The organism is Emticicia sp. (genome assembly GCF_049241225.1).
Taxonomy (GTDB): Bacteria; Bacteroidota; Bacteroidia; order Cytophagales; family Spirosomataceae; genus Emticicia.
This window is the reverse complement of sequence record NZ_JBMLRC010000395.1, coordinates 1-23,716: the sequence shown is the minus strand read 5'-3', so window position 1 is coordinate 23,716 and position 23,716 is coordinate 1. Positions and strand designations below refer to the sequence as shown.

At 38.9% G+C, this 23,716-nt stretch carries 23 protein-coding genes and 1 pseudogene; 20 read left to right on the top strand and 4 right to left on the bottom strand.

Annotated elements, in window-relative coordinates:
- Positions 1-1,331: serine hydrolase domain-containing protein (locus tag ACOVO2_RS20910; protein WP_421771847.1), on the top strand; the 1,331-nt coding region annotated here is incomplete at its 5' end.
- A 77-nt stretch (positions 1,332-1,408) separates the two neighbouring features.
- Here the strand turns inward: ACOVO2_RS20910 and rimO are convergent.
- Positions 1,409-2,716: a 30S ribosomal protein S12 methylthiotransferase RimO gene (gene rimO / locus ACOVO2_RS20905; protein ID WP_421771846.1), complete on the bottom strand. Its 1,308-nt coding sequence runs from the start codon at positions 2,714-2,716 to the stop codon at positions 1,409-1,411.
- A gap of 152 nt (positions 2,717-2,868) precedes the next feature.
- Between rimO and ACOVO2_RS20900 the strand changes: the two genes are divergently transcribed.
- The 12 genes from ACOVO2_RS20900 (at position 2,869) to ACOVO2_RS20845 (ending at position 16,314) form a co-directional block, all read left to right on the top strand.
- The gene (locus ACOVO2_RS20900; protein ID WP_421771845.1) at positions 2,869-3,768 is read left to right on the top strand and encodes a helix-turn-helix domain-containing protein; all 900 of its coding nucleotides are present in this window, start codon (positions 2,869-2,871) and stop codon (positions 3,766-3,768) included.
- Positions 3,769-3,866: 98 nt separating this feature from the next.
- Entirely contained in the window at positions 3,867-4,652 is a 786-nt protein-coding gene (locus ACOVO2_RS20895; RefSeq protein ID WP_421771844.1) for a crotonase/enoyl-CoA hydratase family protein, read from the top strand.
- Positions 4,653-4,693: 41 nt separating this feature from the next.
- Positions 4,694-6,490: a feruloyl-CoA synthase gene (locus ACOVO2_RS20890; RefSeq protein ID WP_421771843.1), complete on the top strand. Its 1,797-nt coding sequence runs from the start codon at positions 4,694-4,696 to the stop codon at positions 6,488-6,490.
- 55 nt (positions 6,491-6,545) lie between these two features.
- On the top strand, positions 6,546-6,938 hold the full coding sequence (locus tag ACOVO2_RS20885; protein WP_421771842.1) for a GxxExxY protein: 393 nt from the start codon (positions 6,546-6,548) through the stop codon (positions 6,936-6,938).
- A 70-nt stretch (positions 6,939-7,008) separates the two neighbouring features.
- Positions 7,009-7,776 (top strand): 3-hydroxyacyl-CoA dehydrogenase, encoded by a 768-nt coding sequence (locus tag ACOVO2_RS20880; protein WP_421771841.1) that lies wholly within the window; start codon positions 7,009-7,011, stop codon positions 7,774-7,776.
- 87 nt (positions 7,777-7,863) lie between these two features.
- Complete coding sequence (locus ACOVO2_RS20875) at positions 7,864-8,730, top strand: amidohydrolase family protein (RefSeq protein WP_421771840.1); 867 nt, start codon at positions 7,864-7,866, stop codon at positions 8,728-8,730.
- Positions 8,731-8,916: 186 nt separating this feature from the next.
- Positions 8,917-10,458 (top strand): glycoside hydrolase family 28 protein, encoded by a 1,542-nt coding sequence (locus ACOVO2_RS20870; protein ID WP_421771839.1) that lies wholly within the window; start codon positions 8,917-8,919, stop codon positions 10,456-10,458.
- A gap of 116 nt (positions 10,459-10,574) precedes the next feature.
- Positions 10,575-11,807 carry a flavin-dependent oxidoreductase gene (locus ACOVO2_RS20865; RefSeq protein ID WP_421771838.1) on the top strand — a complete coding sequence of 411 codons (1,233 nt, stop codon included), beginning with the start codon at positions 10,575-10,577 and terminating at the stop codon, positions 11,805-11,807.
- Positions 11,808-11,810: 3 nt separating this feature from the next.
- A complete protein-coding gene (locus tag ACOVO2_RS20860) occupies positions 11,811-12,425 on the top strand; it encodes a DUF3237 domain-containing protein (RefSeq protein WP_421771837.1) in 615 nt (204 codons plus the stop codon).
- Positions 12,426-12,475: 50 nt separating this feature from the next.
- Entirely contained in the window at positions 12,476-13,774 is a 1,299-nt protein-coding gene (locus tag ACOVO2_RS20855) for an MFS transporter (protein ID WP_421771836.1), read from the top strand.
- Between the two features lie 231 nt (positions 13,775-14,005).
- Positions 14,006-15,109, top strand: a complete 1,104-nt coding sequence (locus ACOVO2_RS20850) for a 5-methyltetrahydropteroyltriglutamate--homocysteine S-methyltransferase (RefSeq protein ID WP_421771835.1) — start codon at positions 14,006-14,008, stop codon at positions 15,107-15,109.
- Positions 15,110-15,198: 89 nt separating this feature from the next.
- Positions 15,199-16,314 carry an alpha/beta hydrolase gene (locus tag ACOVO2_RS20845; RefSeq protein ID WP_421771834.1) on the top strand — a complete coding sequence of 372 codons (1,116 nt, stop codon included), beginning with the start codon at positions 15,199-15,201 and terminating at the stop codon, positions 16,312-16,314.
- A 135-nt stretch (positions 16,315-16,449) separates the two neighbouring features.
- Here the strand turns inward: ACOVO2_RS20845 and ACOVO2_RS20840 are convergent, their stop codons facing one another.
- Positions 16,450-17,328: a helix-turn-helix domain-containing protein gene (locus tag ACOVO2_RS20840; protein ID WP_421771833.1), complete on the bottom strand. Its 879-nt coding sequence runs from the start codon at positions 17,326-17,328 to the stop codon at positions 16,450-16,452.
- A 492-nt stretch (positions 17,329-17,820) separates the two neighbouring features.
- Here ACOVO2_RS20840 and pcaH point away from each other — a divergent pair, with 492 nt between their 5' ends.
- The 7 genes and pseudogenes from pcaH (at position 17,821) to ACOVO2_RS20805 (ending at position 23,365) form a co-directional block, all read left to right on the top strand.
- Positions 17,821-18,522, top strand: a complete 702-nt coding sequence (gene pcaH, locus ACOVO2_RS20835; protein WP_421771832.1) for a protocatechuate 3,4-dioxygenase subunit beta — start codon at positions 17,821-17,823, stop codon at positions 18,520-18,522.
- Positions 18,523-18,597: 75 nt separating this feature from the next.
- A complete protein-coding gene (gene pcaG / locus ACOVO2_RS20830) occupies positions 18,598-19,182 on the top strand; it encodes a protocatechuate 3,4-dioxygenase subunit alpha (protein ID WP_421771831.1) in 585 nt (194 codons plus the stop codon).
- A 30-nt stretch (positions 19,183-19,212) separates the two neighbouring features.
- On the top strand, positions 19,213-20,520 hold the full coding sequence (gene pcaB / locus ACOVO2_RS20825; RefSeq protein ID WP_421771830.1) for a 3-carboxy-cis,cis-muconate cycloisomerase: 1,308 nt from the start codon (positions 19,213-19,215) through the stop codon (positions 20,518-20,520).
- 52 nt (positions 20,521-20,572) lie between these two features.
- A complete protein-coding gene (locus tag ACOVO2_RS20820) occupies positions 20,573-20,986 on the top strand; it encodes a GxxExxY protein (protein ID WP_421771829.1) in 414 nt (137 codons plus the stop codon).
- A 47-nt stretch (positions 20,987-21,033) separates the two neighbouring features.
- Positions 21,034-21,774, top strand: a pseudogene (gene pcaD, locus ACOVO2_RS20815) (3-oxoadipate enol-lactonase); the annotation flags it as partial.
- The gene (gene pcaC, locus ACOVO2_RS20810; RefSeq protein ID WP_421771849.1) at positions 21,769-22,167 is read left to right on the top strand and encodes a 4-carboxymuconolactone decarboxylase; all 399 of its coding nucleotides are present in this window, start codon (positions 21,769-21,771) and stop codon (positions 22,165-22,167) included. The pseudogene pcaD and the gene pcaC, both read left to right, overlap by 6 nt.
- Before the next feature lie 19 nt (positions 22,168-22,186).
- Positions 22,187-23,365, top strand: coding sequence for a 4-hydroxybenzoate 3-monooxygenase (locus ACOVO2_RS20805; RefSeq protein ID WP_421771828.1), 1,179 nt, complete (start codon positions 22,187-22,189; stop codon positions 23,363-23,365).
- Positions 23,366-23,368: 3 nt separating this feature from the next.
- Here the strand turns inward: ACOVO2_RS20805 and ACOVO2_RS20800 are convergent, their stop codons facing one another.
- Together ACOVO2_RS20800 and ACOVO2_RS20795 are read right to left on the bottom strand one after the other, a co-directional pair.
- Positions 23,369-23,632 (bottom strand): hypothetical protein, encoded by a 264-nt coding sequence (locus ACOVO2_RS20800; protein ID WP_421771850.1) that lies wholly within the window; start codon positions 23,630-23,632, stop codon positions 23,369-23,371.
- The gene (locus tag ACOVO2_RS20795) at positions 23,598-23,702 is read right to left on the bottom strand and encodes an HNH endonuclease (RefSeq protein WP_421771848.1); all 105 of its coding nucleotides are present in this window, start codon (positions 23,700-23,702) and stop codon (positions 23,598-23,600) included. The genes ACOVO2_RS20800 and ACOVO2_RS20795 overlap by 35 nt, the downstream gene beginning before the upstream one ends.
- Positions 23,703-23,716 lie beyond the last annotated feature (14 nt).

The following is a 23,716-nucleotide window of genomic DNA, read 5'->3' as shown; positions in this document are numbered from 1 at the left end:
ATAATATGTCGAATAAACGAAAAATCATCTACGCTATCTTATTAGTTGTGCTTGTAGGATTGGTTTATGTAGGCAATTTTGCTATTCAATATGCCTATATTGGCTCATCGTATAATGCAAAAACCGTTTGTTCGTGCATGTTTGTTTCGGGGCGAGATTTAGAAAATATCAAAGCCGAAGAACTTTATGCGGTGCCGTTTTCAACCGTAAAAGTTGATGAAGTAAATAAATCCGTAACTGCCAATATTTATGGTTTGGCCGAAACCAAAGCCATTTATCGCAAAGGTTTGGGTTGTACTTTGGTCAATGAATTATCAGAAGAAGAAATCAAAAAACAACCATCTGTTCCATCGACTGATACATTAACGGAAAACCTTTTGATGGCGGATGATTTAGGTGGAATTGATAAAATTGGCTTAGAAAAAAGCCTCAATGAGGCGTTTCAAGAAAAAGACCCTCAGAATGTGATTCGTACGAGAGCAATTGTTGTGCTGCATGATGGAAAAATTATCGCCGAAAAATACGCTCCAAATATCAAGCCCGAAACGCCACTTTTGGGTTGGTCAATGACTAAGAGCGTAACGAGTGCCATGATTGGCCTTTTGGTGAAAGAAGGAAAGTTGGACATCAAAAAATCAGCTCCTATCGCCGAATGGCAAAATGATGAACGAAAGAAAATAACCATTGACCACCTGCTTCGCATGAGCAGTGGACTTGGTTTTGAAGAAAACTATGCTGCACCGAGTGATGCTACTCAAATGCTTTTCCGCAAGAAAGGGGCAGGGGCGTATGCTTTGCTGAGTAAAGCAGCTACCGAACCCGATAAAGTTTGGTCGTATTCGAGTGGAACGAGTAATATTTTGCAGGAAATTATTCGCCGACAATTTGCCTTTCACGCTGATTACTTAGCTTTTCCATATCAGCGATTATTTCATAAAATAGGGATGAAAAGTGCCGTTCTCGAACCCGACGCCTCGGGAACCTTCGTTGGCTCGTCGTTTATGTACGCTACGGCTCGTGACTGGGCAAAGTTTGGACAATTATATCTGCAAGATGGAGTTTGGAATGGCGAACGTTTATTTCCCGAAGGTTGGGTGAAATATTCTGCGACCGAAACGCCTCATTCTGATGGAAAATATGCGGCTCATTTTTGGCTCGACCACCAAGATAAAACTTTCCCGCAAGATGCTTTTATGGCCGTAGGCTTTGAAGGGCAATACGTAACCATCGTGCCGTCGAAGAATTTAGTGATTGTGCGTTTGGGTTGTACGCCAAAAGATAATTTCAATCATTCGGCTTTGGTGAAGGGTATTGTGGCGGCAGTGAAATAAGGATTTTAATTTAAAAAGGTAGAGACAAGGCATGCCTTGTCTCTACGGTATGGTTGTTATGGTATATTATTGTTTCATCAAATCAAATCGCCGTACAAATCAAATTCTTCGGCATTATTGATTTTTACATTGGCAAAATCTCCCATTCTTACGTACTGAGAAGCTGGTACAAGAACTTCATTATCAACCTCTGGCGAGTCAAATTCTGTTCTTCCGATAAAATAACCGCCTTCTTTTCTATCAAACAAAACTTTGTAGGTATTACCGATTTTAGCTTGGTTCAATTCGGCCGAAATGCCTTGTTGAAGTTCCATGATAATATCGGTGCGTTCTTGTTTTACTTCGGCAGGAATATCATCGGGCATTGTAAACGAATGCGTATCATCTTCGTGCGAGTATTGGAAAACTCCCAATCTATCGAATCTCATTTTTTCTACGAAATGATACATTTCTTCAAAATGCTCTTCGGTTTCGCCTGGGTGACCCGCAATGAGTGTCGTACGAATGGCAATATCTGGCACTTTGTCACGAATCGTGTTTATCAAAGCCTCAGTTTTTGGTCGGTCAATACCACGACGCATGATTTTCAACATTTCAGAAGAACCATGTTGAAGCGGCATATCGAGGTAGTTACAAACATTCGAGCGATTCTTCATCACATCTAAAATATCCATCGGAAAGCCAGAAGGATAAGCATATTGCAAGCGAATCCAGTCAATGCCTTCAACGTCAGATAATTTATCGAGCAATTCGGCCAAATTTCTTTTCTTATAAATATCAAGACCATAATAAGTGAGGTCTTGAGCAATCAAAATCAATTCTTTGGTGCCTTTTTTTGCTAAATTTTGTGCTTGTAGCACCAACTCATCCATTGGTCGGCTTACGTGTCCGCCACGCATGAGTGGAATCGCACAGAAGCTACACGGGCGGTCGCAACCTTCAGCAATTTTTAGGTAAGCATAGTGGGCTGGCGTAGTCAAGAGGCGTTCGCCAACTAACTCGTGTTTATAATCGGCTTTTAGCGTTTTCAGCATTCTTGGCAACTCATTTGTGCCAAACCACGCATCAACCGTCGGTATTTCGACCGAAAGCTCATCTTTATAACGATGTGATAAACAGCCAGTTACATAAACTTTATCGACAATTCCTGCATCTTTTGCATCGACATAACGCAAAATCGTGTCGATAGATTCTTGCTTGGCATTATCAATAAAACCACAAGTATTAATGATAACAATATTAGCATCGTCTTTTTTCGACTCGTGTTCTACTTTCATGCCATTGCCTTTGAGCTGAGTATAAAGTACCTCCGAATCGACAAGGTTTTTCGAGCAACCGAGCGTAACGATATTGATTTTATTTTTTACTATTCCTTTTGTTTTCATTTTTCTTTTTAAACAATTCGGGAGAATTGTTGTACATATTTTTTGCAAAGTTCGGCAAAAATACCCTGTTTTCCTATTCAAAAAGCTGGCTTTGCATAGTTTTACACGGGGTTTTATATATTGCATCGAAAAATGAATTCATGTTTGAAAAAATGACCCGTTTAAAAGAAATACCTAAACTTAATCCTTCGCAGTTCGACGATTATCTTTTTGGAAATTGGAAGCCCAAAGTGTCGAGTTTGTATGAGCATTTTCATATCGAACGCATCGAAAACTACAAATCGTTTCTGAAACTACCTGTTTTGCCGCATCGTCGTTCGGTTTATTTTTTCTTATATGTAACTCAAGGTTTTGCTATCAGAAGCAAAGGTTTGAGTAATTATGAAGTAAAAGCTAATACATTTTTTTGTCTTTCGACCGACCAAATCACTTCACTCGAAGCCATTTCTGATGATGTTGAAGGTTTTTATTGCCACTTTCAACCTGAAATTTTCAACCACCCACTTTTAAATATTGATATCGAAAAAGATTTTCCGTTTTTTCAAATTACAGCTGAGCCACTCATTCAAATTGCCGAATCCGAACGATTGGTGCAGCTTTTAGAAATTTTGCTTTCCGAACGCACCCGTAACGAGAATAGTCGTGCCGAAATTATAGCTCTTTATCTGAGTGCATTCTTAAAGGAAATCCGGCATTTCGATAATCAAACTCCCAAAAGCAGCAATAATGCAGCTTCTAATCTCACACAACGCTACAAAAATCTGCTTTCTGAACTCATCTACGATAAAAAAACTGTCACCGAATTTGCCGAAATTCTGGCGGTTTCTCCCAATCATTTGCATAAATGTGTAAAAACCACAACGGGTAAATCTGCCCACGAATTATTAGAAGAAATGCGGGTTTTGGAGGCCAAAGTTTTGCTCAAACAAACACCCATGCGGATTGCCGAAATTGCATTCAAGATTGGTGGCTTTGAGCCAAGCGATTTTTCGAGATTCTTTAAATCCAAGACAGGAATTTCGCCAAAAGAGTATCGAAATCTGCAAAATTGATTGTTTTTGCCTATTTTATCTTTCCTTTTACCTACTAATCTTTCTTTTTATTGTTCAATTTTGTATTGAAATAAGTCAATCAGTTTTTGAATAATAAAATGCAAGAAATAGAATCTCCTACGGCGTCACTCCAATTAGAAATCAGAGACGAAATCTTGTTGGTGGCCATTAATCGCCCTGAAAAACGTAATGCCTTCAACGATGATTTGGTTCTGGGTATCGAAAAAGTTTTTGAGAACATCCCATCGCAAATCCGCTGTGTGGTTATCTATGGTTTGGGTAAGCATTTTTCGGCAGGTCTCGACCTTTCGGAGTTGAAAGAACGAGACGCCGTACAGGGGCTTCATCACTCTCGAATGTGGCACCGAGCATTAGATAAAGTGCAGTTTGGCTCAGTGCCTGTTGTGGCCGTTCTGCATGGTGCCGTAGTAGGTGGCGGGCTTGAATTGGCTTCTGCATGCCACATCAGAGTTGCCGAATCCAGCACTTTTTATGCACTTCCCGAAGGCCAAAGAGGAATTTTTGTGGGCGGAGGAGCATCGGTTCGAGTGCCAAAATTAATCGGTATGGCTCGCATGATGGACATGATGTTTACGGGAAGAGTCTATAAAGCCGAAGAGGGTGAACGAATCGGTTTAGCTCAATATTTGGTAGAAGAAGGTCAAGGGCTCGAAAAAGGTATTGAATTGGCCAAGAAAATTTCATCAAATGCAGGCATGACCAATTACGCACTCATGCACGTATTGCCCAAAATTGTTGATTCGGGTCAAAACGAAGGTTTGATGATGGAAAGTTTGATAGCCGCTATTTCAGCCGATGCTCCCGAAGCAAAGAAAAGGCTAACTGATTTTTTGGAAGGACGAGCCAAGAAAGTAGGAGAATAATTAATTCGTGCATTCGTGGCATAAAACTATACGATTTGAAAATGTATAAAAATACCCCATTCGGCCCTACTAAAACCCATAAAAGACAGCACGAAAATGGCATTGTTCATTTCAAAAATGAGCAAACATTGGCCGATTTTCCTATAAAAATTACTGATAAATTAGAACATTGGGCAAAAATAAAACCTGAGCACACGTTTATCGGTAGAAGAAATCCAGCCACGAAGGATTGGGAGAAATTATCTTACGCCGAAACCCTCGAAAAGGTAAAAAGCGTTGCCCAATATTTAATAAATCTTGAATTTACGCCCGATGAAACCGTAGTAATTTTATCAGAAAATAGCCTCGAACACGCACTTTTAGTGCTGGCTTCGGTGCATATCGGCATTACTTACACGCCGATTTCTCCGCCATATTCGTTGGTTTCTGATGATTTCGGCAAACTCAAACATTGTCTTGAATTAATGACTCCGAAAGTCATTTTTGCTCAAAGTGGAAAAGTTTATCAAAAAGCTCTCGAACTTGCCAAAACACTTTTCCCCGATGCCATTATCATTACCGCTGATGGAGAAAGTGGTGTGTATTTTCAAGAAATGTTGCTTACAAAACCTACGACCGATGTCGAAACTGCCGCAGCAAAAGTCAATGCCGATACAATTGCCAAAGTGCTGTTTACCTCTGGCTCGACTGGCTTACCCAAAGGTGTAATGAACCACCAAGGAATGTGGTGTGCCAATTTGCAGCAGATTACGCAGGTTTTTCCGTTTATGGAGCAACAACCACCTGTTTTTATTGATTGGCTCCCGTGGAATCATACTTTTGGTAGCAATCATAATTTTGGATTGGCTCTTTACAATGGCGGAACAATTTTGATTGATGATGGAAAACCAACGCCCAGAGGCATCGAAGAAACCGTTCAGAATCTCCGAGAAATTTCTCCGACGGCCTATTTTAATGTGCCAAAGGGTTTTGAAATGCTGATTCCGTACCTTGAAAAAGAAGCAGATTTGCGAGAAAATTTCTTCAAAAATCTCAATATTTTGTTTTATGCCGGGGCAAGTTTGGCTCAGCCAGTTTGGAATCGTTTGGAAGAATTGGCGGTAGAAACCATTGGCGTAAAAATTCCGATTATCACGGGTTTGGGTTGTACTGAGTCGGGACCTTCGGCGATGTTTGCTAATTGGGGTGGAGCATTTTCTGGACTTTTGGGTGTGCCTGTTGCTGGTATGGACGTAAAACTCGTACCCGATGGTGATAAAATTGAAGCTCGCTACAAAGCCCCCAACGTAACAAAAGGTTATTGGAGAAACTCTGAAGCAACGGCAGCTGCTTTTGATGAAGAAGGCTATTATAAAACAGGTGATGCCGTAAAGTTTTTAGATGAAAACAACCCCGATAAAGGCTTGGTTTTTGATGGAAGAATTGCTGAAGATTTCAAACTTTCGACAGGAACGTGGGTAAATGTGGGGGTTTTGAAAGCAAAAGTTATTTCGACAGGCTCACCAATTATTCAAGATGTGGTGTTGGCTGGTTTGGATAAAGAATATATTGGAGCAATTTTATTTTTAAATGCTGATGCTTGCCGAAAATTGGCTAATTTGAGTCCCGAAATCTCAAATAAAGAGGCATATTTGAATGCCGAAGTAGAAACGTTTATTAACGACTGGTTAGTAGAGTTCAATAAAACTTCAACAGGAAGCTCGACCGTAATAAAAAAATATGTAATTGCTATCGAACCACCATCAATTGATTTAGGCGAAATAACCGATAAAGGTTCACTGAATCAAAGGGCGGTTTTGAAACATAGGGTTAATTTGGTAAATGAATTATTCTCTTAATAATGGCACACTGATTTGACGGATGTACCAACGCTGATAAAAACGGATTTTAAAAATGGAATTATTGAATAAAGAATTAACGGAGGCAATTATCAAGGCATTTTATGATGTTTATAATGAATTGGGCTTTGGTTTTTTAGAAAAAGTTTATCAAAATTCTCTTTATTTGGAGTTAAAGGCAAGAGGGTTTGAGGTTGAGGCTCAGAAACAAATAAAGGTTCATTTTAAGGGCTTTGAAGTTGGAGAGTACTATGCTGATTTGTTGGTAAATAATACAATTATTCTCGAATTAAAGGCAACAGAAGCAATTGTTCCCGAGTTTGAACATCAATTAATAAATTATCTTCGAGGAACAGATAAAGAAGTTGGTTTACTTTTAAATTTTGGTTTAAAACCTGAATTTAGATGTAAGATATTTGAAAATTCACGAAAGAAATTAAAATATTAATGTGTAGCAAAAAATCAGTATAAATCAGCGTTGGCACATCCGTTTTATCAGCGTGCCATAAAATATAATTATGAAAATAGAAAACAATACATTCTTAATCACAGGCGGAGCTTCGGGATTAGGTTTCGCAACTGCAAAAATGATTATAGAAAACGGCGGAAATGCCGTTTTACTCGATGTAAACGAAGAAGCAGGAAAGACCGCACAAAGCAATTTAGGTTCAAAATCGAAATTCGTAAAAACTGATGTAACCAATGAAGAGCAAGTGCAAAGTGCTGTTAGTCAGTCGATTGAAGCTTATGGTAGTATTGCAGGAATCATTAATTGTGCAGGAGTAGGCCCTGCCAAAAGAGTAGTTGGTAAAGAAGGCCCACATCCGCTGGATTTCTTTCAGAAAGTAATCAACATCAACCTTATCGGCACTTTCAATACTCTCAGATTAGTAGCCGATAAAATGCAAAACAATGAACCAAATACCGAAGGCGAAAGAGGTATTATAATCAATACTGCCTCGGTTGCAGCCTTTGACGGCCAGATCGGACAAGCAGCTTACTCGGCATCGAAAGGTGGAATTGTGGCCATGACCTTGCCAATTGCCCGTGAATTTGCTCGAATGGGCATCAGAGTGATGGCCATTGCTCCAGGTATTTTTGAAACGCCTCTGTTGGCATCTTTACCACAGGAAGCCCAAGAGTCTCTTGGAAAACAGGTCCCATTTCCACCACGCTTAGGCCGACCTGCAGAGTTTGCCAATTTAGTAAAACAAATCATCGAAAACACTATGCTCAATGGCGAAGTAATTCGCCTTGATGGAGCAATAAGAATGGGAGCGAAATAAAAGCCCCCTAACCCCCGATAGGGGATAAACGGTACACATTATATAGATAAAAACAATATTAACACCCCTATTGGGGGCTTGGGGGCTATGATAGACATAAATAAAGTAATTGCCATAGACGTACACACGCATGCCGAAGTGTCGTGTTGCCAACCGCATGATGATTATCGTCCAGAACTGGATGAAGCATTTGCCAAATATTTCAAATCCGATAAACGCCCGACGATTCAAGAAACGGCCGATTTTTATCGAGATAATAATTTAGCTTTTGTGATGTTTACCGTTGATTCGGAACATAATGTTGGCAAACGTCGAATCCCCAATATAGAAGTTGCCGAAGCAGCTCTAAAAAACGATGATGTAATGATTGCTTTTGCCAGCATAGACCCGCACAAAGGTCGAATGGGAGCAAGAGAAGCCCGTGATTTGATAGAAAATTATGGTGTGAAAGGCTTTAAATTTCATCCAACAGTTCAAGGTTTTTATCCTTACGATAAAATGGCTTATCATCTTTACGAAGTTATAGCCGAATACAAATTACCGATGTTGTTTCATTCGGGGCATTCGGGTTTTGGCTCGGGTGTGCGTGGTGGAGGTGGTTTGCGTTTAGAATATTCAAATCCGATGCACCTCGACGATGTGGCCATTGACTTCCCCGACTGCCCAATTATTATTGCTCACCCAAGTTGGCCATGGCAAGATGAAGCCTTGAGCGTAGCGATGCACAAGCCTAATGTTTATATTGATTTGAGTGGTTGGTCGCCCAAATATTTTCCGAAACAACTCATTCAATATGCCAATACAATGCTCAAAAATAGGGTTCTTTTCGGTACTGATTTCCCGTTAATTACTCCCGAAAGATGGATGAAAGATTTTGAAGAGGCAGGTTTCAAAGAAGAGGTAAAACCACTGATTTTGAAAGAAAATGCTATCAGAATGTTGGGGTTGAAGTAGCATTTTAATAAATAATATGGCTGAACTCCTTAAAATGCATGGATTCTTAGCAGTAAGTTGGCCTGTATTTTATTTAAACCTAAGTATTCTAATACCTCAGGAATAAATGATTTTATCACACAACCTATATATTTGTGCAAAATAGATTTTCTTATTAAATTTTTTTACATGATTTCACTATTAAACTTGTCAAAAAAAACGACAATCAGGGGCTACTTATTGGTTTGTTTAATAAGTATTGCGTTCACAGATAGCTTTGCACAATACAACATAATTTCTTTCGGAGCTAAAGCGGATGGAAAAACATTAAATACGCAAGCAATCCAAAAGGCCATTGACGAGGCCAGTGCCAAAGGTGGTGGTAAAGTAATTTTTCCAAAAGGAAGATTTTTATCTGGTACATTATTGCTAAAATCTGGTGTTGAGCTTTTCCTAGAAAAAGATGCGATTCTTCTAGGTAGTTCAAATCCAGCTGACTATCCGAAAATTGATTTATCAGATACTAAGGTTTCTACAAAAACCGACGATAACTCAAAACTTGCCCTTATCTGGGCTTATCGTGCAAAAAATATTGGAATCAGTGGTGTAGGGACAATTGATGGACAAGGGCGGGGGCTGGCATTACACATCGATAGTTTGCATCATACAGGTGCGGTCATTGACCCAAACTATCGCAGGCGTCCGAGTGAGACTGTCCGTCCTAAAATAATCAATATGCTTGAATGTGAGCATATAAAAGTAGAAGGCATCACGATTATCAACTCAGCCAGTTGGGTGCAGACTTATGAGTTATCTGCTGACATTAGTATAAAAAACCTTAAAGTAAACAGTACTGCTTATTGGAACAATGATGGCATAAACATTACTGATAGCAAAAATGTAATTATTGAAAATTGTGATGTAAATGCTGCCGACGATGGTATAACACTGAAATCGTATTTTCCTGATAAATACAGCGATAACGTAGTTATTCGAAACTGTAAGGTAAGAAGTAGTGCCAGTGCCGTAAAATTTGGGACAGCTTCTTTTGGTGGTTTTAAGAATGTTGTGATCGAGAATATCTATGTTTATGATACTTATCGTTCGGCGGTAGCTCTGGAAGCTGTAGATGGTGGATTTATAGAAAATATTACTGTGAAAAATATCACGGCGGTCAATACAGGCAATGCTTTTTTCCTAAGATTAGGGCATAGAGCGGGCGAAAGAGCGGGTTATTTTAAGAACGTAAGTATAAAAAATGTAAAAGCCCAAATCCCCTTTGGCCGACCCGATATTAATTACGACCTACGAGGGCCGGCCCTTGATTATTTCCATAACATTCATCCCGTTGTGATAGCAGGAATTCCTGACAGCTATATTCAAGATATTACCATTGAAAATGTAGAAATTACTTATCCAGGAAGGGCTTCAAAAGCTATGGCTTATATGCCAATTTGGCGTTTAGATGCTGTTCCCGAAAAAATAAATAGTTATCCAGAATATACCATGTTTGGCGAACTCCCCTCTTGGGGATTTTATGTAAGGCATGCTAATGGGATTCTATTTAAAAATGTCAAGTTGAACTTAGAAAATAGCGACTTTAGGCCTGCGTTTGTGTTTGATGATGTAAGAAATATACAGATTGAAAAAATTACTTTACCCAAAGATAAAGTTGAACAGATTATACTAAAAAATTCTAAGAGTACTAAGCTTGATCTAAACATCCATTCTTTTGTGAAGGAATTATAATTTAGTATGAGATATTTGATGTGGTTTTGATTGTTTTTGCATATTTATTCTCTTATTTTGCATAGTATAATCATGGTATAATGCAGAATTTTGTTGGAAAATTATAATTATATTTAATGAAGATTATTATTATTGGTGGCGGGATTGGTGGATTGACCACAGCATTGAGCCTTCATAAAGCTGGATTCGAAGTGAAGGTTTTTGAATCGGTCAAAGAAATAAAGCCTTTGGGCGTAGGTATCAATACACTTCCGCATAGTGTTCGGGTATTAACCAATTTAGGTTTACAAGAAAAAATCGCTGAAAATGCTATTGAAACGAGCGATTTAGTCTATTTCAATAAATTCGGACAGCAATTCTGGACTGAGCCACGTGGGCGTTTCGCTGGTTATAAATGGCCACAATTTTCGGTGCATCGTGGGGTTTTGCAAATGTTGCTTTTTGATGAGGTTGTGGCGGTTTTAGGCAAAGATGCCATTCTGAAAAATCATCATTTAAGCCATTTTGAACAAACCGAAACCGAAGTAATTGCTCATTTCATTGATAAAGATACTAATGAAAAAATACTCGAAGAACGTGCCGATATTTTGATAGGGGCTGATGGTATTAATTCGATAGTGCGTCAGCAACTTTATCCCAACGAAGGTCCGCCAGTTTATTCCGAAAACGTACTTTATCGTGGCACAACCACCATGAAACCATTCTTAGATGGTACCTCTATGGCAATGATTGGGAGCTTACGCCAAAAAATGGTAGTTTATCCAATCGGTCAGCCAGATTCTGATGGTAACTGCTTAATCAATTGGGTAGGAAATATTAAAGAAGGAAAATCGAGACTGACGGCTCGTGATTGGAATCGAGAGTCTGACAAAGCAAGGTTAGTTGACTTATATAAAGATTGGAAATTCGATTGGCTCGATGTGCCTACAATGATTGATGGGGCAAAAGCCGTTTACGAATTTCCAATGTCTGACCGAAACCCATTAGATAAATGGACTTTCGGGCGTGTGACGCTTCTCGGCGATGCCGCTCACCCGATGTATCCGATTGGCTCAAATGGTGCTTCACAGGCCATTCTTGATGCCGATTGCTTGACCGAATGTTTGAAAAATACAAGTAGCCCGCTGGAAGCGTTAGTCGAATATGATAAAGAAAGAGTACCAGCGGCGGCGAAAGTTGTATTACAAAACCGAGCCAAAGGCCCCGACGAAATCATGGATATGATGGAAGATTGGTTTCCGAAAGGTTTTTCAAAAGATGAAATTCCGCATGAAGAACTGGCAAAAGTAATGGATAATTACAAAAAAATAGCTGGTTTTGATATACAAACCCTTAACCAAAAAAATTAAGACATGAAACACTTACTTAACTTCAAAAATGCGATGTTGATTTTCACTGAAAATAAAATCCGTGTAAATCTGCGTTTCCAAAGGAATCAGCGTCATCTGCGTGCCATTATTTGTATCGTTTTCTGCCTATTAAATATGAATTCATTCGCCCAAAGCACACCCGAAGCACCAAGTTTAGAATTTGTTTGTGAATTAAAAGTCAAACTCAAAGCACCATACGTTGTAGGCGACACTCCTCACGGAATGCGTAGAATTATCCCAATTATAGGCGGAAGTTTTGAAGGTCCAAAAATGAAAGGTGAGATTTTGGATGGTGGTGCCGACTGGCAAATCGTAAGAAAAGATGGTGTAGCTGAGCTGGAAGCACATTATCAAATCAAAACCGATGACGGCGTAATAATTTACATCAAAAATACAGGCTTACGTGTGGCCACCCCCGAAGTTGCGGCTCGAATCGGTAGAGGTGAAGCGGTTTCGCCATCAGAATATTATTTCCGTGCGATACCAAAATTTGAAGCTCCGCAAGGTAAATACGAATGGATGAATAATGCCATTTTTATTTGTAAGGGCATCAGAAATCCAGATAACGTAGCAATTCAAGTTTGGAAAGTAAACTAAGCAATTACTTTCTAACTTCCATATATTCAACCATATACACCTAATAAATAATGACTTTCAACCCTAAAGCTCTCATCGACAAAAATCCGATGACTGCCCTTCAATACTCTACCATTTTCATTTGTTTTCTGATGAATATGCTCGATGGTATGGATGTGCTGGTGATTTCCTACACTGCCCCCGCCATTGCCAAAGCGTGGGATGTCTCTCCTCAAGCTTTGGGTACCGTTTTTAGTGCTGGATTATTCGGAATGACCATCGGAACGCTTTTTTTAGCTCCTTTTGCCGATAAAATTGGTCGAAAAGCCATTATTCTCATCAGTGGAATAATTATGGGAGTTTGTATTTATCTGACATCCTACGCCACTTCAATTACTGATTTATTGATTTATCGTTTTATTAGCGGACTTGGCATTGGTAGTATGTTGGCAAGTACGGCTTCTCTCGCTTCCGAATATACACCCAACAAAACCCGTGATTTTTGGGTAAGTTTTGTTATTTCTGGTTATCCAATTGGGGCTGTAGTAGCGGGTTTAGTGGCAGCGAAAGTAATTCCGACTGATGGCTGGCAACAAATGTTTCGTATTGCGGGCATTGCTTCTATGTTTTCAGTGCCTTTAATTCTGTTTTTCCTTTCCGAATCAATTGATTTTTATTTACGCACTCAACCCCAAAATGCCCTTGAAAAACTAAATAAGATTCTAGCCAAAATGAATATTCAGCCTTTAGAATCTTTGCCAATCATTGAAAAAATCAAATCGAAATTACCAGTTGACCAATTGCTAAAAACTGACTTCAAAAAACCAACGCTTCAACTTTGGGCTGCTCTATTTATGGCTTTTGCTGCATTGTATTTCCTAACAAGTTGGATTCCAAAACTCGCAAAAGATGCGGGACTTTCAATGGAATTGGCCATTTATGCAGGAACAGTCTTTAATATTGGTGCATTTTTCGGAATAATTACACAAGGATATTTTTCGAGTAAATATGGTCTAAAGAAAACTTTGGGCGTAATCTTGGTGCTAACTGGCGTTTTGATGGCATCGTTTGGGCTTTTTGTTGGGTCAGATGTTATCCTACTTATTTTGGCATTATTAGGTTTTGGTATTCAAGGCGGTTTTGTTGGGCTTTATGCACTTTCAGCCAGATTATACCCAACTGAGTTTCGCACAACTGGCGTGGGTTGGGCAATGGGAGCGGGGCGTTTGGGCGGAATCGTAGGCCCAATGATTGGTGGATTATTGATTGGAGCAGGTTTAGGAATCGCCACTAACTTCCTCATTTTTGCCATTCCAGCACTTTTATCAGGCTTGATTACCGCAAAAATAGATTCAAAAGAGATAAGTTAAAAAGAGAGGTAAGTATCCTATTTTATTACTAATAAACAAGCATATTTCATTGCCGTCTGCTTTAGCTGACGGATAATAGGCTAATAAACATCAAAATCGGCTTTAGCCAAAAATTAATATTTATTTCGGCTAAAGCCAACTTTGTTTTGAATTTATGGTATCCGTCAGCTAAAGCAGACGGCAATGAATAAAATAGTTTTTGCATTAAATTTTTTTAAATAATTATATAAAATGTCAAATTTCAGAGCCGACCACGTGGGTAGTTTACTACGCACACCAGCAGTAAAAGAGAACCGTTTCAAGTGGAAAAAAGGAGAAATTTCTGCGGAAGAACTAAGAGCAATCGAAGATGCAGGGATTGCCGAAACTGTAAAGCATTTAGAAGCAACAGGCATGAAAGCCATCACGGATGGAGAGTTCCGTCGTGATTATTTCCACCTTGATTTCTTGAAAGAATTGGCAGGTGTGAGCGTAACGGGTGGTATCGAAGCTAATCCAAATGCCAAAGCTGCCGAAGATGGTTTCACGCCACCTATTTTGAGCGTAACAGGCAAGCTCAAGCACGTAAAAGACATTCAAGTAGCTGATTTTAATTATCTAAAAACGGTTGTTTCGCAGACGCCAAAAGTTTCGATTCCTTCACCAACCATGATTCACTTCCGTGGTGGTAGAAAATCAATTGATATTAATTCGTACCCTGATATGGACGAGTTTTTTGCCGATTTATCTGCTGCTTATCGTGAAGAAATCGCTCATTTATACGATGCGGGCTTACGTTATTTGCAGCTTGACGATACCAATTTGGCGTATCTCTGCGACCCTAAAATGCGTGCAGCTGCTCAAGCAAGGGGCGAAGACCCGAATGAATTGCCTCGCACGTATGCAGCTCTTATCAATTCAGTAATTGATAATCGTCCAGCCGATTTGACGGTGGGCATTCACCTTTGTCGTGGAAATTATCGCAGTACGTGGTTTGCCGAAGGTGGTTATGAACCAGTTGCCGAAATTCTCTTCAATTCGATTAATGTTGACCGTTATTTGCTTGAATACGACGACGAGCGTTCGGGCGACTTTGCTCCGCTACGTTTTGTTCCGAACAACAAAAAAGTTGTTTTGGGAATCATTTCATCGAAAAAACGAGAACTCGAAAACATTGATGACCTCTGCAAGCGTATCGACGAAGCGGCACAATATACGCCAATCGAAAACCTTTGTGTGAGTCCGCAATGTGGATTTTCATCAACGCACCACGGTAACGATATGAGTCACGACGACCAATGGCGTAAGCTTGATTTGACAGTAAATACCGCCCTAAAAGTTTGGGGAGAAGCATAAAACTGTGGGTCGAACCGAGCGTCGGCCATCTCCAGATTCGACCTGCGTACTAACCTATTATTGTAAAACTTAATTCATAGCTATTCACCATGAAAAAAGCCTTAATCTTGTTATTTATCACGCAGGCAATTTTTGCCCAAAATGTTGCCAAAATTGATACAGGTAGCATCAATGGAGCGAAATATCGGATTCTTTTTCCCGAAAATTGGAAAGGAAAATTGGTGATGTATGCACACGGCTACGAATTTATGGGGTCGAAGCCTGCACAAAGTCAAAATCCAGAATTTCCGAAGCGAATGACACCTTTTTTGGAAAGAGGCTTTGCCGTAGCCGCTTCTGATTATGCGTTTCAAGGCTTGGCTTTGGTTCAGGGTGTTGATGATACGGAGGCTCTGCGACAATATTTTGCAAAAAAATACGGTCAACCAGACTCAACTTTTATGACAGGTCATTCGATGGGTGGTGGCATAACGCTGGCTACGCTCGAAAACTACGGACAAAATTACAACGGAGGCTTTCCGATGTGTCCGTTGGCAGGGCGTGTTTATCTGCAAACTCGTAAGGAGTTCGATTTATTTGCTACTTTCAATGGGCTTTTTCCTGGTATCGCTACTTCTCTGCATGATATTTTTGATATGTCGAAGCCAAAAGAGCCAATTTCTATGCAGGCGGGTTTTCGGAAGGCTGTATTGATGAAAAAAGCAATTTATGCTAAAGACTCTTTGCTCGCCGTTGAATTTGCCAAACATTTTGATTTAAAACCTGATGATTTAGCTTTTTCTTTAGCATTTGGTGAAGGTGTTTTGCGTGATATTGCTCAGAAAGCAGGTGGAAATCCTTACGACAATACAAATACTATATATGGCAGATTTCCGAATAGCTTGCTCGTGAACCAGAAAGCTGAGAGACTGGCGGCAACTGTGAGTCAGAATATTTTATTCGATAAATATGATAGAACTGGAGCAATTGATAAACCAGCTTTGGCTTTACATACGATTTATGATCAACTGATTCCCGCCGATTTGGCGATTGTGAGTTACGAAAATTTGATTCAAAAGCAGGGAAAACAACAGTATTTTAGCGTTAAATACACAAATGGGCAAGGCCATTGTAACTTTACTAACGAACAAACTGGTAAAGCTTTTGATGAACTGAGAAATTGGGTAAAAACTGGTCAAAAGGCAAAAGCTGGATTTGTGGAGTAAAAACTCTTTGAATGTTAAAGTTTTTGTAATCCCTGAATATTCGTAAATCGTCATTCAACATTCAACATTCGTAAATTTCTAAAACACTTACATAAATTTCTACTCAGAGAATGGCGGCTTCGGTCGCATTTTCTATTATATTTTCTTGAATTCGCTTGGCGAAACCCCCGTTTGTTTCTTAAAAAGTCGTGTAAAGTAAGCTGGGTCTTTAAAATTGAGTAAATACGACACCTCCGAAATCGAATAATTTGTATTAAGTAAATACTTTTTCGCTTCGGCAATCAGATAATCCTGCACAATTTGTAAGGCCGATTTCTGCACCAAAGCATTACAGATTCGGTTGAGATGCACGGTTGTGATATTCAATTCTTTGGCGTATTCGCTGATGGATTTGGTTTCTTGTATCGTACGTTTGATGTGCTTCTGAAATGCTTGAAAATACATCAAAGTACGGTTATCCGAAGCTGAAATGGTGTTTTTGAGTGAAAAACTAAAACGATAGATACTGATAAAAAATAAGGTAAACAACGACTGAACAACTGTTTGTTTTTCGAGATTCTCCTCGTATAACTCTTTCAAAATCAGGCTTTTATAATTTTTTACTTGCTCAAAAATACTCCAGTCATTATCAAACTGAAGGTATTTCAAATGATTGAGTTCGAGCAGAATTTTGGGCGAATTTTTGAAAAGCGTTTCCAGAAAGTTCTCAGAAAAAGTCAAGACTTCGCCCACAATACTTGGCTCAAAAGCAAAACCGTGCAGGGTATTGGTTGGAATCATAATTAAGCAAGGCCCTTCGATAGCAACTTCATTTTGCTCCGAAATCAAAACTCCACTTCCCGACTCAATCATAAAAATCTGGCATAAATCGGTGTGCAAATGTTCGTTGATTTCCCAATCATACATCTTACTCCGCACTTCCAGCGACTCATGATGAATAAAGTCGGGCAAAAGCGGATAATGATTATCGCCATAAAGACCTTTGAAATTTATAATCTGCTTAGAATTACTCATGTTTAATTTTTACAATCATTATTTCATTGATTAATTCTATATTTTGTTGTAAAATCTTATATTTCAGTACCTTTTGCTGTAAATATATATAATTTGTATTACATTTTAAATCGGAATTCTAAAGATATTCTCGCAGAGGAAAATGGCACCGCAACGGCGGACCGTGCTGATAACGCTGATAGATTTAACGCTGATTATCGCTGATTTTAATCTAAAAAATCCGTAAAATCAGCGTTGGAACATCCGCTTCATCAGCGTGCCATAAATTTGATATAAAATACTTACAATAAAACTTCATTATAAATTATAATAATTAGTTTACTTTTTGATAAGTAAATCATTCATTCGTAATTCGTAAATCGAATGATTCGTCAATTGTATTTATGTTTAAATTGTACAAGTCTTATTTTGATTAATCCAAGATTAAGTTTGATAATTAAAATACTTTTGTAGTGTAAAAATGGCTATTCAATACCTCAAATTCTCAACCAAATGAGCAATATCATTTATAATCAATTCGACCGTGAAGTACATCCGCCGTACTTGGCCCCAGAATACAAGTCAACCATTCTGCGAGCTCCAACTAAGCCTTTGATAGTGCTGAAACAATCGCTTTCTGAACTTACAGGTCCAGTTTTTGGAGATTTCAACTTAGGAGAATTCGACAATGACCTTACCAAAAATGCTATAAAAAATGGCGAGCCATTGGGCGAGAGAATCGTAGTTCACGGAAAGGTAATGAATGAAAACGGACAGCCAATACCCAATACTTTGATTGAAATTTGGCAAGCTAACTCGTGCGGTCGTTACGTACACAAAGTTGACCAACACGATGCCCCACTCGACCCGAATTTCTTGGGTGCAGGGCGTTGCATGACCGATAAAGACGGAAATTATAAATTTTATACAATCAAACCTGGGGCATATCCGTGGGGAAACCACTACAACGCTTGGCGGCCGAATCACATACATTTTTCGTTGTTTGGGGCAAATATTACCAATCGTTTGGTTACACAAATGTATTTCCCTGGCGACCCGCTCTTGCAGCATGACCCGATTTTCTTGGGTGTTCCACCAAAAGGCCGTGAATTATTAATCTCAAAATTCGATTTAGATGCCACCGAGCCAAACTTTGCTCTCGGCTACCGCTTCGATTTTGTACTAAGAGGCCACAACGCAACACCTTTTGAATAACCCCCAGCCCCTAAAGGGGAGTTTACTAATTCGCAGTTTTTGAATGACATATTCCGACTCAACACCTTAAATAAAATGGAAAATAAATTTATAAATCATATTTCAAGCCTTAGCTCCCCTTTAGGGGCTGGGGGTTTTCAAACTCCCTCTCAAACAGTAGGCCCATACTTTGCTTATGGACTTACACCCGAGCAATATTTATATGATTTCAAGCAATTAGTTGGTAATCAGATGGTTAGCCCAATCGAACACAGCGAGGCTATCACCATTACAGGAAAAGTTTTCGATGGCAATGGTGATGTGATACCTGATGCAATGATTGAAATCTGGCAAAATGATGGCGAAAATCAACTTTTTGGGCGTTTCGGTACCGGAACTGATGCTCAGAATCGCTTTATTTTTAGCACAATTAAGCCAAAATCAATTGATGGGCAAGCTCCGTATCTTTCAGTAATTGTTTTTATGCGTGGGCAGCTGATACATTCTTATACTCGTATTTATTTTTCTGACGAGGCTCAACTCAATGCAGCTGACGAAGTGCTAAATGCTGTTCCTGCCGATAGAAAAAATACATTAATTGCCGAGAAACAAGGCAATAATTTGTATGAGTTCAATATCAATATGCAAGGCGAAAACGAAACTGTGTTTTTTGAAGTATAAAACCCCTAACCCCTAAAGGGGAACAAAAATATGTCTCTTTATTCGGAATACTTTTATTCAAAGGATATAAACAATTTATTCTCTGACCATCAGATAATCGCTCAAATGCTGCGTTTTGAGGGAGCTTTGGCAGTTGCTCAAGCCGAAAATGGTATTATTCCGCCCCAAGCTGCCCAAATCATCGAAAATTGCTGTCAGGCTGACTTTATAGATATTGATAAACTCAAAGCAGAGATAAAATTGGGTGGAAATGCTGCTATTCCTCTGGTGAAGCAGCTTACTCGAATTGTAAAGAATAATGATGTAGAGGCATCGAAATATGTACATTTAGGAGCAACCAGCCAAGATGTGGTAGATACCGCAACGGTTTTGCAGATGCAAGAATATTGGTACTGGCTAAATGATAAATTGACGGAATTATCGAATTTGTTAGTAGAAATTACAAAAAAACACCGTAGTACATTGATGATTGGTCGGACGCTTCTCCAACAAGCCCGCCCAATTACTTTTGGACTCAAAACTTCGGGTTGGTTACAAAGTATCGAGCGAAGCAAAGAGCGAATGAAAAGTACACAAAAACGTGTTTTGGTCATTCAGCTGGGAGGAGCAGTTGGTAGTGGAAATGCAAATTTGTCAAAGCCAGTTCAGCAAAGTCTTGCCGATATTCTCGACTTAAAACCATCGTTTTCGTGGCAATCCAACCGTGATAATTTAGTTGAAGCCGCATCGGTTTTCGGAATATTAAATCAATCGCTCGGAAAAATCGCCAAAGATGTATCATTAATGATGCAAACCGAAGTTGGTGAAGTATTTGAAGGGGCGGGCGAGGGCAAAGGTGGGTCAAGCACGATGCCGCATAAGCGAAACCCTGTTACCTGTGCTGCCATATTGGCCAATGCCAATCGAATTCCAAATTTGGTAGCTACGATATTGGCTGCGATGCCTCAAGAACACGAGCGTTCGGCAGGATTGTGGCACTCAGAATGGGAAGTTCTAACCGAAATAATGTTGCTTACGGCAGGAAGTATTGAAAAAGCCATCGAATTGATTTCGGGTTTAGAGGTTGATGAGCATCGAATGCTCCAAAATCTTGAATTGACTAAAGGTTTGATTTATGCCGAGAATGTGTCGCTGGCACTGGCCACAAAAATAGGTAAAATAAATGCCCACGAATTAGTCGAAAAGGCTTGTAAATCAGCCATTTATCAGCAAAAACATCTAAAAGAAATCCTTGAAGAAATGAATGTCGATTTACCAAATTTAGAAGAACTTTTCAAAGCCGAAAACTCGATTGGGAATAGTTTGGAAATAATTGATGAAATTATAGAAAAAGTATAATTGGAACGCGGATGATGCTGATATTCTAACGCTGATTTTTACGGATTTCATTATGGAATTAATTCACAAGGAACTTACAGATATAATTTTAAAGGCATTTTTTGACGTATATAATGAATTGGGATACGGATTTTTAGAAAAAGTATATCAAAATTCACTTTACATCGAATTGAAATCGAAAGGGTTGAAAGTTGAGGCACAAAGACAGGTTAAAGTTAATTTCAAAGGTTTTAAAGTTGGAGAATATTATCCTGATTTGATTATTGAAGATAAAATAATTTTAGAGCTTAAAGCGGCTGAGTGTATCGTTGAAGAACACGAAAACCAATTGATAAATTATTTAAGAGCTACAAATATTGAAGTCGGATTACTTTTAAATTTTGGAAGAAAGCCCGAATTCAAAAGAAAAGTATTTGAAAATGGTAGGAAGAATTTATTAAAAAAAATCTGTGATAATCTGCGTTAGAATATCAGCGTCATCCGCGTTCTAACAAATACCTAATTGAGAAAACTATGCACTATAAAATACAAGGTACACCAAACAGCCCCGTTTTGATTTTCTCCAACTCATTGGGTTCGGAGATGATGATGTGGGAGGAACTGATTCCATATTTATTACCCTATTTCAGAGTATTACAATACGATACTCGTGGACATGGTGGTTCAAAAAATAACATCAGAAACGAAGGCTATACAATAGAATTATTGGGCAAAGATGTAATCAACTTGATGGACGAACTTAACATCGAAACCGCCTATTATTGTGGACTTTCGATGGGAGGTTTGATTGGACAATATCTTGGTATAAATCACCCAAATCGCTTTAAAAAGATAGTTTTGAGCAATACAGGGGCAAAAATCGGGAACGATGAACGCTGGAATGGTCGTATCGAAACCATTTCACAGCATGGAATGCAAGCAATCGTTGAAGACACGATGGAGCGTTGGTTTACCGAAGATTTCCGAAAACAAAATCCTGAGAAAGTAGCCGAAACTTATGCCATGTTTTTACGAAGCGATGTGCAGGGTTATTCAAATTGTTGCTGTGCCATTCGTGATGCCGATTTCAGAAATCAACTACAAAACTTGAGCGTTGAAACTTTAGTTATCACAGGCGATGAAGACCCCGTTACGAATGTCGAGCAAGCAGAGTTTTTGGTTGCCAATATTCCTAATTCCCAATTAAAGGTTCTTCATGCTCGCCACTTAGCTGCTACCGAACTGCCGAAAGAATACGCCCAAGTTTTAATAGATTTTTTTGTAGGCGAAGCCACTTTTGATAGAGGAATGCACGTTCGCCGAACGGTTTTAGGAAATGCTCACGTTGACCGAGCAAATAGCAAAATAAATGAGTTTAATGCTGATTTTCAGTCGTTTATAACAAATTATGCGTGGGGAGAAGTTTGGACAAGACCCAATCTTTCAAAGCATAATCGTAGCCTTATCACGATGGCGATGTTGATTGCTCTCAACCGCCAAACTGAGTTTAAAATGCACGTTAGAGCCGCTTTTAATAATGGAGTTACGGTTGCCGAAATCAAAGAAGTCATCATGCAGTCGGCTTTATATTGTGGGCTTCCTGCTGCTAACGAAGCTATTCATGCCGCTGAAGAAGTATTCAAAGAATTAGGAGTCAACATTTCATAAACAACAGACCATATTTATAATGAAAACTATAAAAACCCAAGTTGGAATCATCGGTGCTGGCCCTGCTGGGCTTACTTTGGCCTTGATGCTACAAAAGCAAGGTATTGAATGTATTATCATAGAAAACCGTAGCCGAGAATACGTCGAAAATCGTGTTCGTGCAGGCCTTTTAGAACACAATACCGTAGAAGTTTTTGAAGAACTGGACGTAGCTGACCGTCTCCACCAAGAAGGGTTGGTGCATCATGGTTGTTATATTGCCTACAATGGTATTACGCAACGCATTGATTTTCAGAAACATACACAAAGAGAAGTAACCATTTATGGTCAACAAGAAGTTGTAAAAGACCTAATAATTGCTTGTTTGGATAGGAAGATTGAAATCATTTTTGAAGCAGAAGCGACCGAAATCAATGATTTTATGACTGAAAAACCTAGTATTTCGTTTATTCATGGCGGAGAAAATGCTATTTTAAACTGCGATTTTGTAGCAGGAACAGATGGTTTTCATGGTTTAGGTCGAAAAACATTGCCTAAAGAATCTTATAACGAATTCAAGATTGAATATCCGTTTAGTTGGCTGGGAATATTGGCTTATTCAAAACCCACTTATGATGAATTGATTTATGCTTTTCACCACGAAGGTTTTGCCTTGGCAAGTATGCGTTCAGAAAAAGTATGTCGTTTATATTTGCAAGTACCCAACGATGAAAAAATAGAAAATTGGTCAGATGAACAAATTTGGGCTGAACTCGAAAATCGTTTGGGAATTGAACTTGACAAAGGAGAAATTTTTGAAAAAGGAATTACGCCAATGCGTAGTTTTATGATTGATAATCTTCAAGCCGGACGCTTGTTTTTGGCAGGAGACGCCGCTCACATTGTGCCGCCAACGGGAGCAAAAGGTTTAAACTTGGCAGTAGCTGATGTACGAAATTTAGCTAAAGGAATGACGGATTTCTATAAAAATGGCAGTGAAGAAGCCTTAAATAATTACACCAAAAAATGTGTTTCAAGAGTTTGGAGAGTACAAGATTTCTCAAACTTCATGACCTATTTGTGCCATAAACAAGCTGAAAATGGCAGTTTTGAGCAATTATTGCAAAAATCAAAATTTGATTATTTAAGAATGTCAGAAGCTTATCAAAAAACCATTGCCGAAAATTATGTCGGTTTGCCGTTTGAGAGCTTTGAGTAGTAATTATTTTCGTTCCATTATTCTTTCAATTTCATTTAGTTGAAGAATTTTGATAGTTGCTTCGGCAATGGGAGTTTTAGAATAGAATTTTCCTTCAAAGACTTCAAAATGGTCGTTCCAGTTGTCAGTTCGTGGATTGTAAAGTCTTATAAACGTTCTTTCCGGTAACAGCATAGTGCCAATGTCTGAACCTTTGATAACATTGCATAGGTAACAAGCGTAGGCAAGATTATCAACCCCCATGTTTAAGACTAATAATGTGGTCAATTTGATGAGAAATATAAGCTAAAAGATTTGATTTAAGGCAATATTCACAGCATCCATTCGCTCTTGATATAACTTGATTTTTGA

What these genes read in the sequence shown, in the direction of transcription:
- ACOVO2_RS20855 (WP_421771836.1), top strand. Translation starts at nt 12,476, where the DNA reads ATGACTTTCAACCCTAAAGCTCTCATCGACAAAAATCCGATGACTGCC.
- ACOVO2_RS20865 (WP_421771838.1), top strand. Translation starts at nt 10,575, where the DNA reads ATGAAGATTATTATTATTGGTGGCGGGATTGGTGGATTGACCACAGCA.
- ACOVO2_RS20880 (WP_421771841.1), top strand. Translation starts at nt 7,009, where the DNA reads ATGAAAATAGAAAACAATACATTCTTAATCACAGGCGGAGCTTCGGGA.
- pcaH (WP_421771832.1), top strand. Translation starts at nt 17,821, where the DNA reads ATGAGCAATATCATTTATAATCAATTCGACCGTGAAGTACATCCGCCG.
- ACOVO2_RS20840 (WP_421771833.1), bottom strand. Translation starts at nt 17,328, where the DNA reads ATGAGTAATTCTAAGCAGATTATAAATTTCAAAGGTCTTTATGGCGAT.
- ACOVO2_RS20845 (WP_421771834.1), top strand. Translation starts at nt 15,199, where the DNA reads ATGAAAAAAGCCTTAATCTTGTTATTTATCACGCAGGCAATTTTTGCC.
- ACOVO2_RS20895 (WP_421771844.1), top strand. Translation starts at nt 3,867, where the DNA reads ATGCAAGAAATAGAATCTCCTACGGCGTCACTCCAATTAGAAATCAGA.
- ACOVO2_RS20900 (WP_421771845.1), top strand. Translation starts at nt 2,869, where the DNA reads ATGACCCGTTTAAAAGAAATACCTAAACTTAATCCTTCGCAGTTCGAC.
- pcaG (WP_421771831.1), top strand. Translation starts at nt 18,598, where the DNA reads ATGGAAAATAAATTTATAAATCATATTTCAAGCCTTAGCTCCCCTTTA.
- rimO (WP_421771846.1), bottom strand. Translation starts at nt 2,716, where the DNA reads ATGAAAACAAAAGGAATAGTAAAAAATAAAATCAATATCGTTACGCTC.
- ACOVO2_RS20805 (WP_421771828.1), top strand. Translation starts at nt 22,187, where the DNA reads ATGAAAACTATAAAAACCCAAGTTGGAATCATCGGTGCTGGCCCTGCT.
- ACOVO2_RS20860 (WP_421771837.1), top strand. Translation starts at nt 11,811, where the DNA reads ATGAAACACTTACTTAACTTCAAAAATGCGATGTTGATTTTCACTGAA.
- ACOVO2_RS20850 (WP_421771835.1), top strand. Translation starts at nt 14,006, where the DNA reads ATGTCAAATTTCAGAGCCGACCACGTGGGTAGTTTACTACGCACACCA.
- ACOVO2_RS20885 (WP_421771842.1), top strand. Translation starts at nt 6,546, where the DNA reads ATGGAATTATTGAATAAAGAATTAACGGAGGCAATTATCAAGGCATTT.
- ACOVO2_RS20890 (WP_421771843.1), top strand. Translation starts at nt 4,694, where the DNA reads ATGTATAAAAATACCCCATTCGGCCCTACTAAAACCCATAAAAGACAG.
- ACOVO2_RS20820 (WP_421771829.1), top strand. Translation starts at nt 20,573, where the DNA reads ATGGAATTAATTCACAAGGAACTTACAGATATAATTTTAAAGGCATTT.
- ACOVO2_RS20875 (WP_421771840.1), top strand. Translation starts at nt 7,864, where the DNA reads ATGATAGACATAAATAAAGTAATTGCCATAGACGTACACACGCATGCC.
- pcaB (WP_421771830.1), top strand. Translation starts at nt 19,213, where the DNA reads ATGTCTCTTTATTCGGAATACTTTTATTCAAAGGATATAAACAATTTA.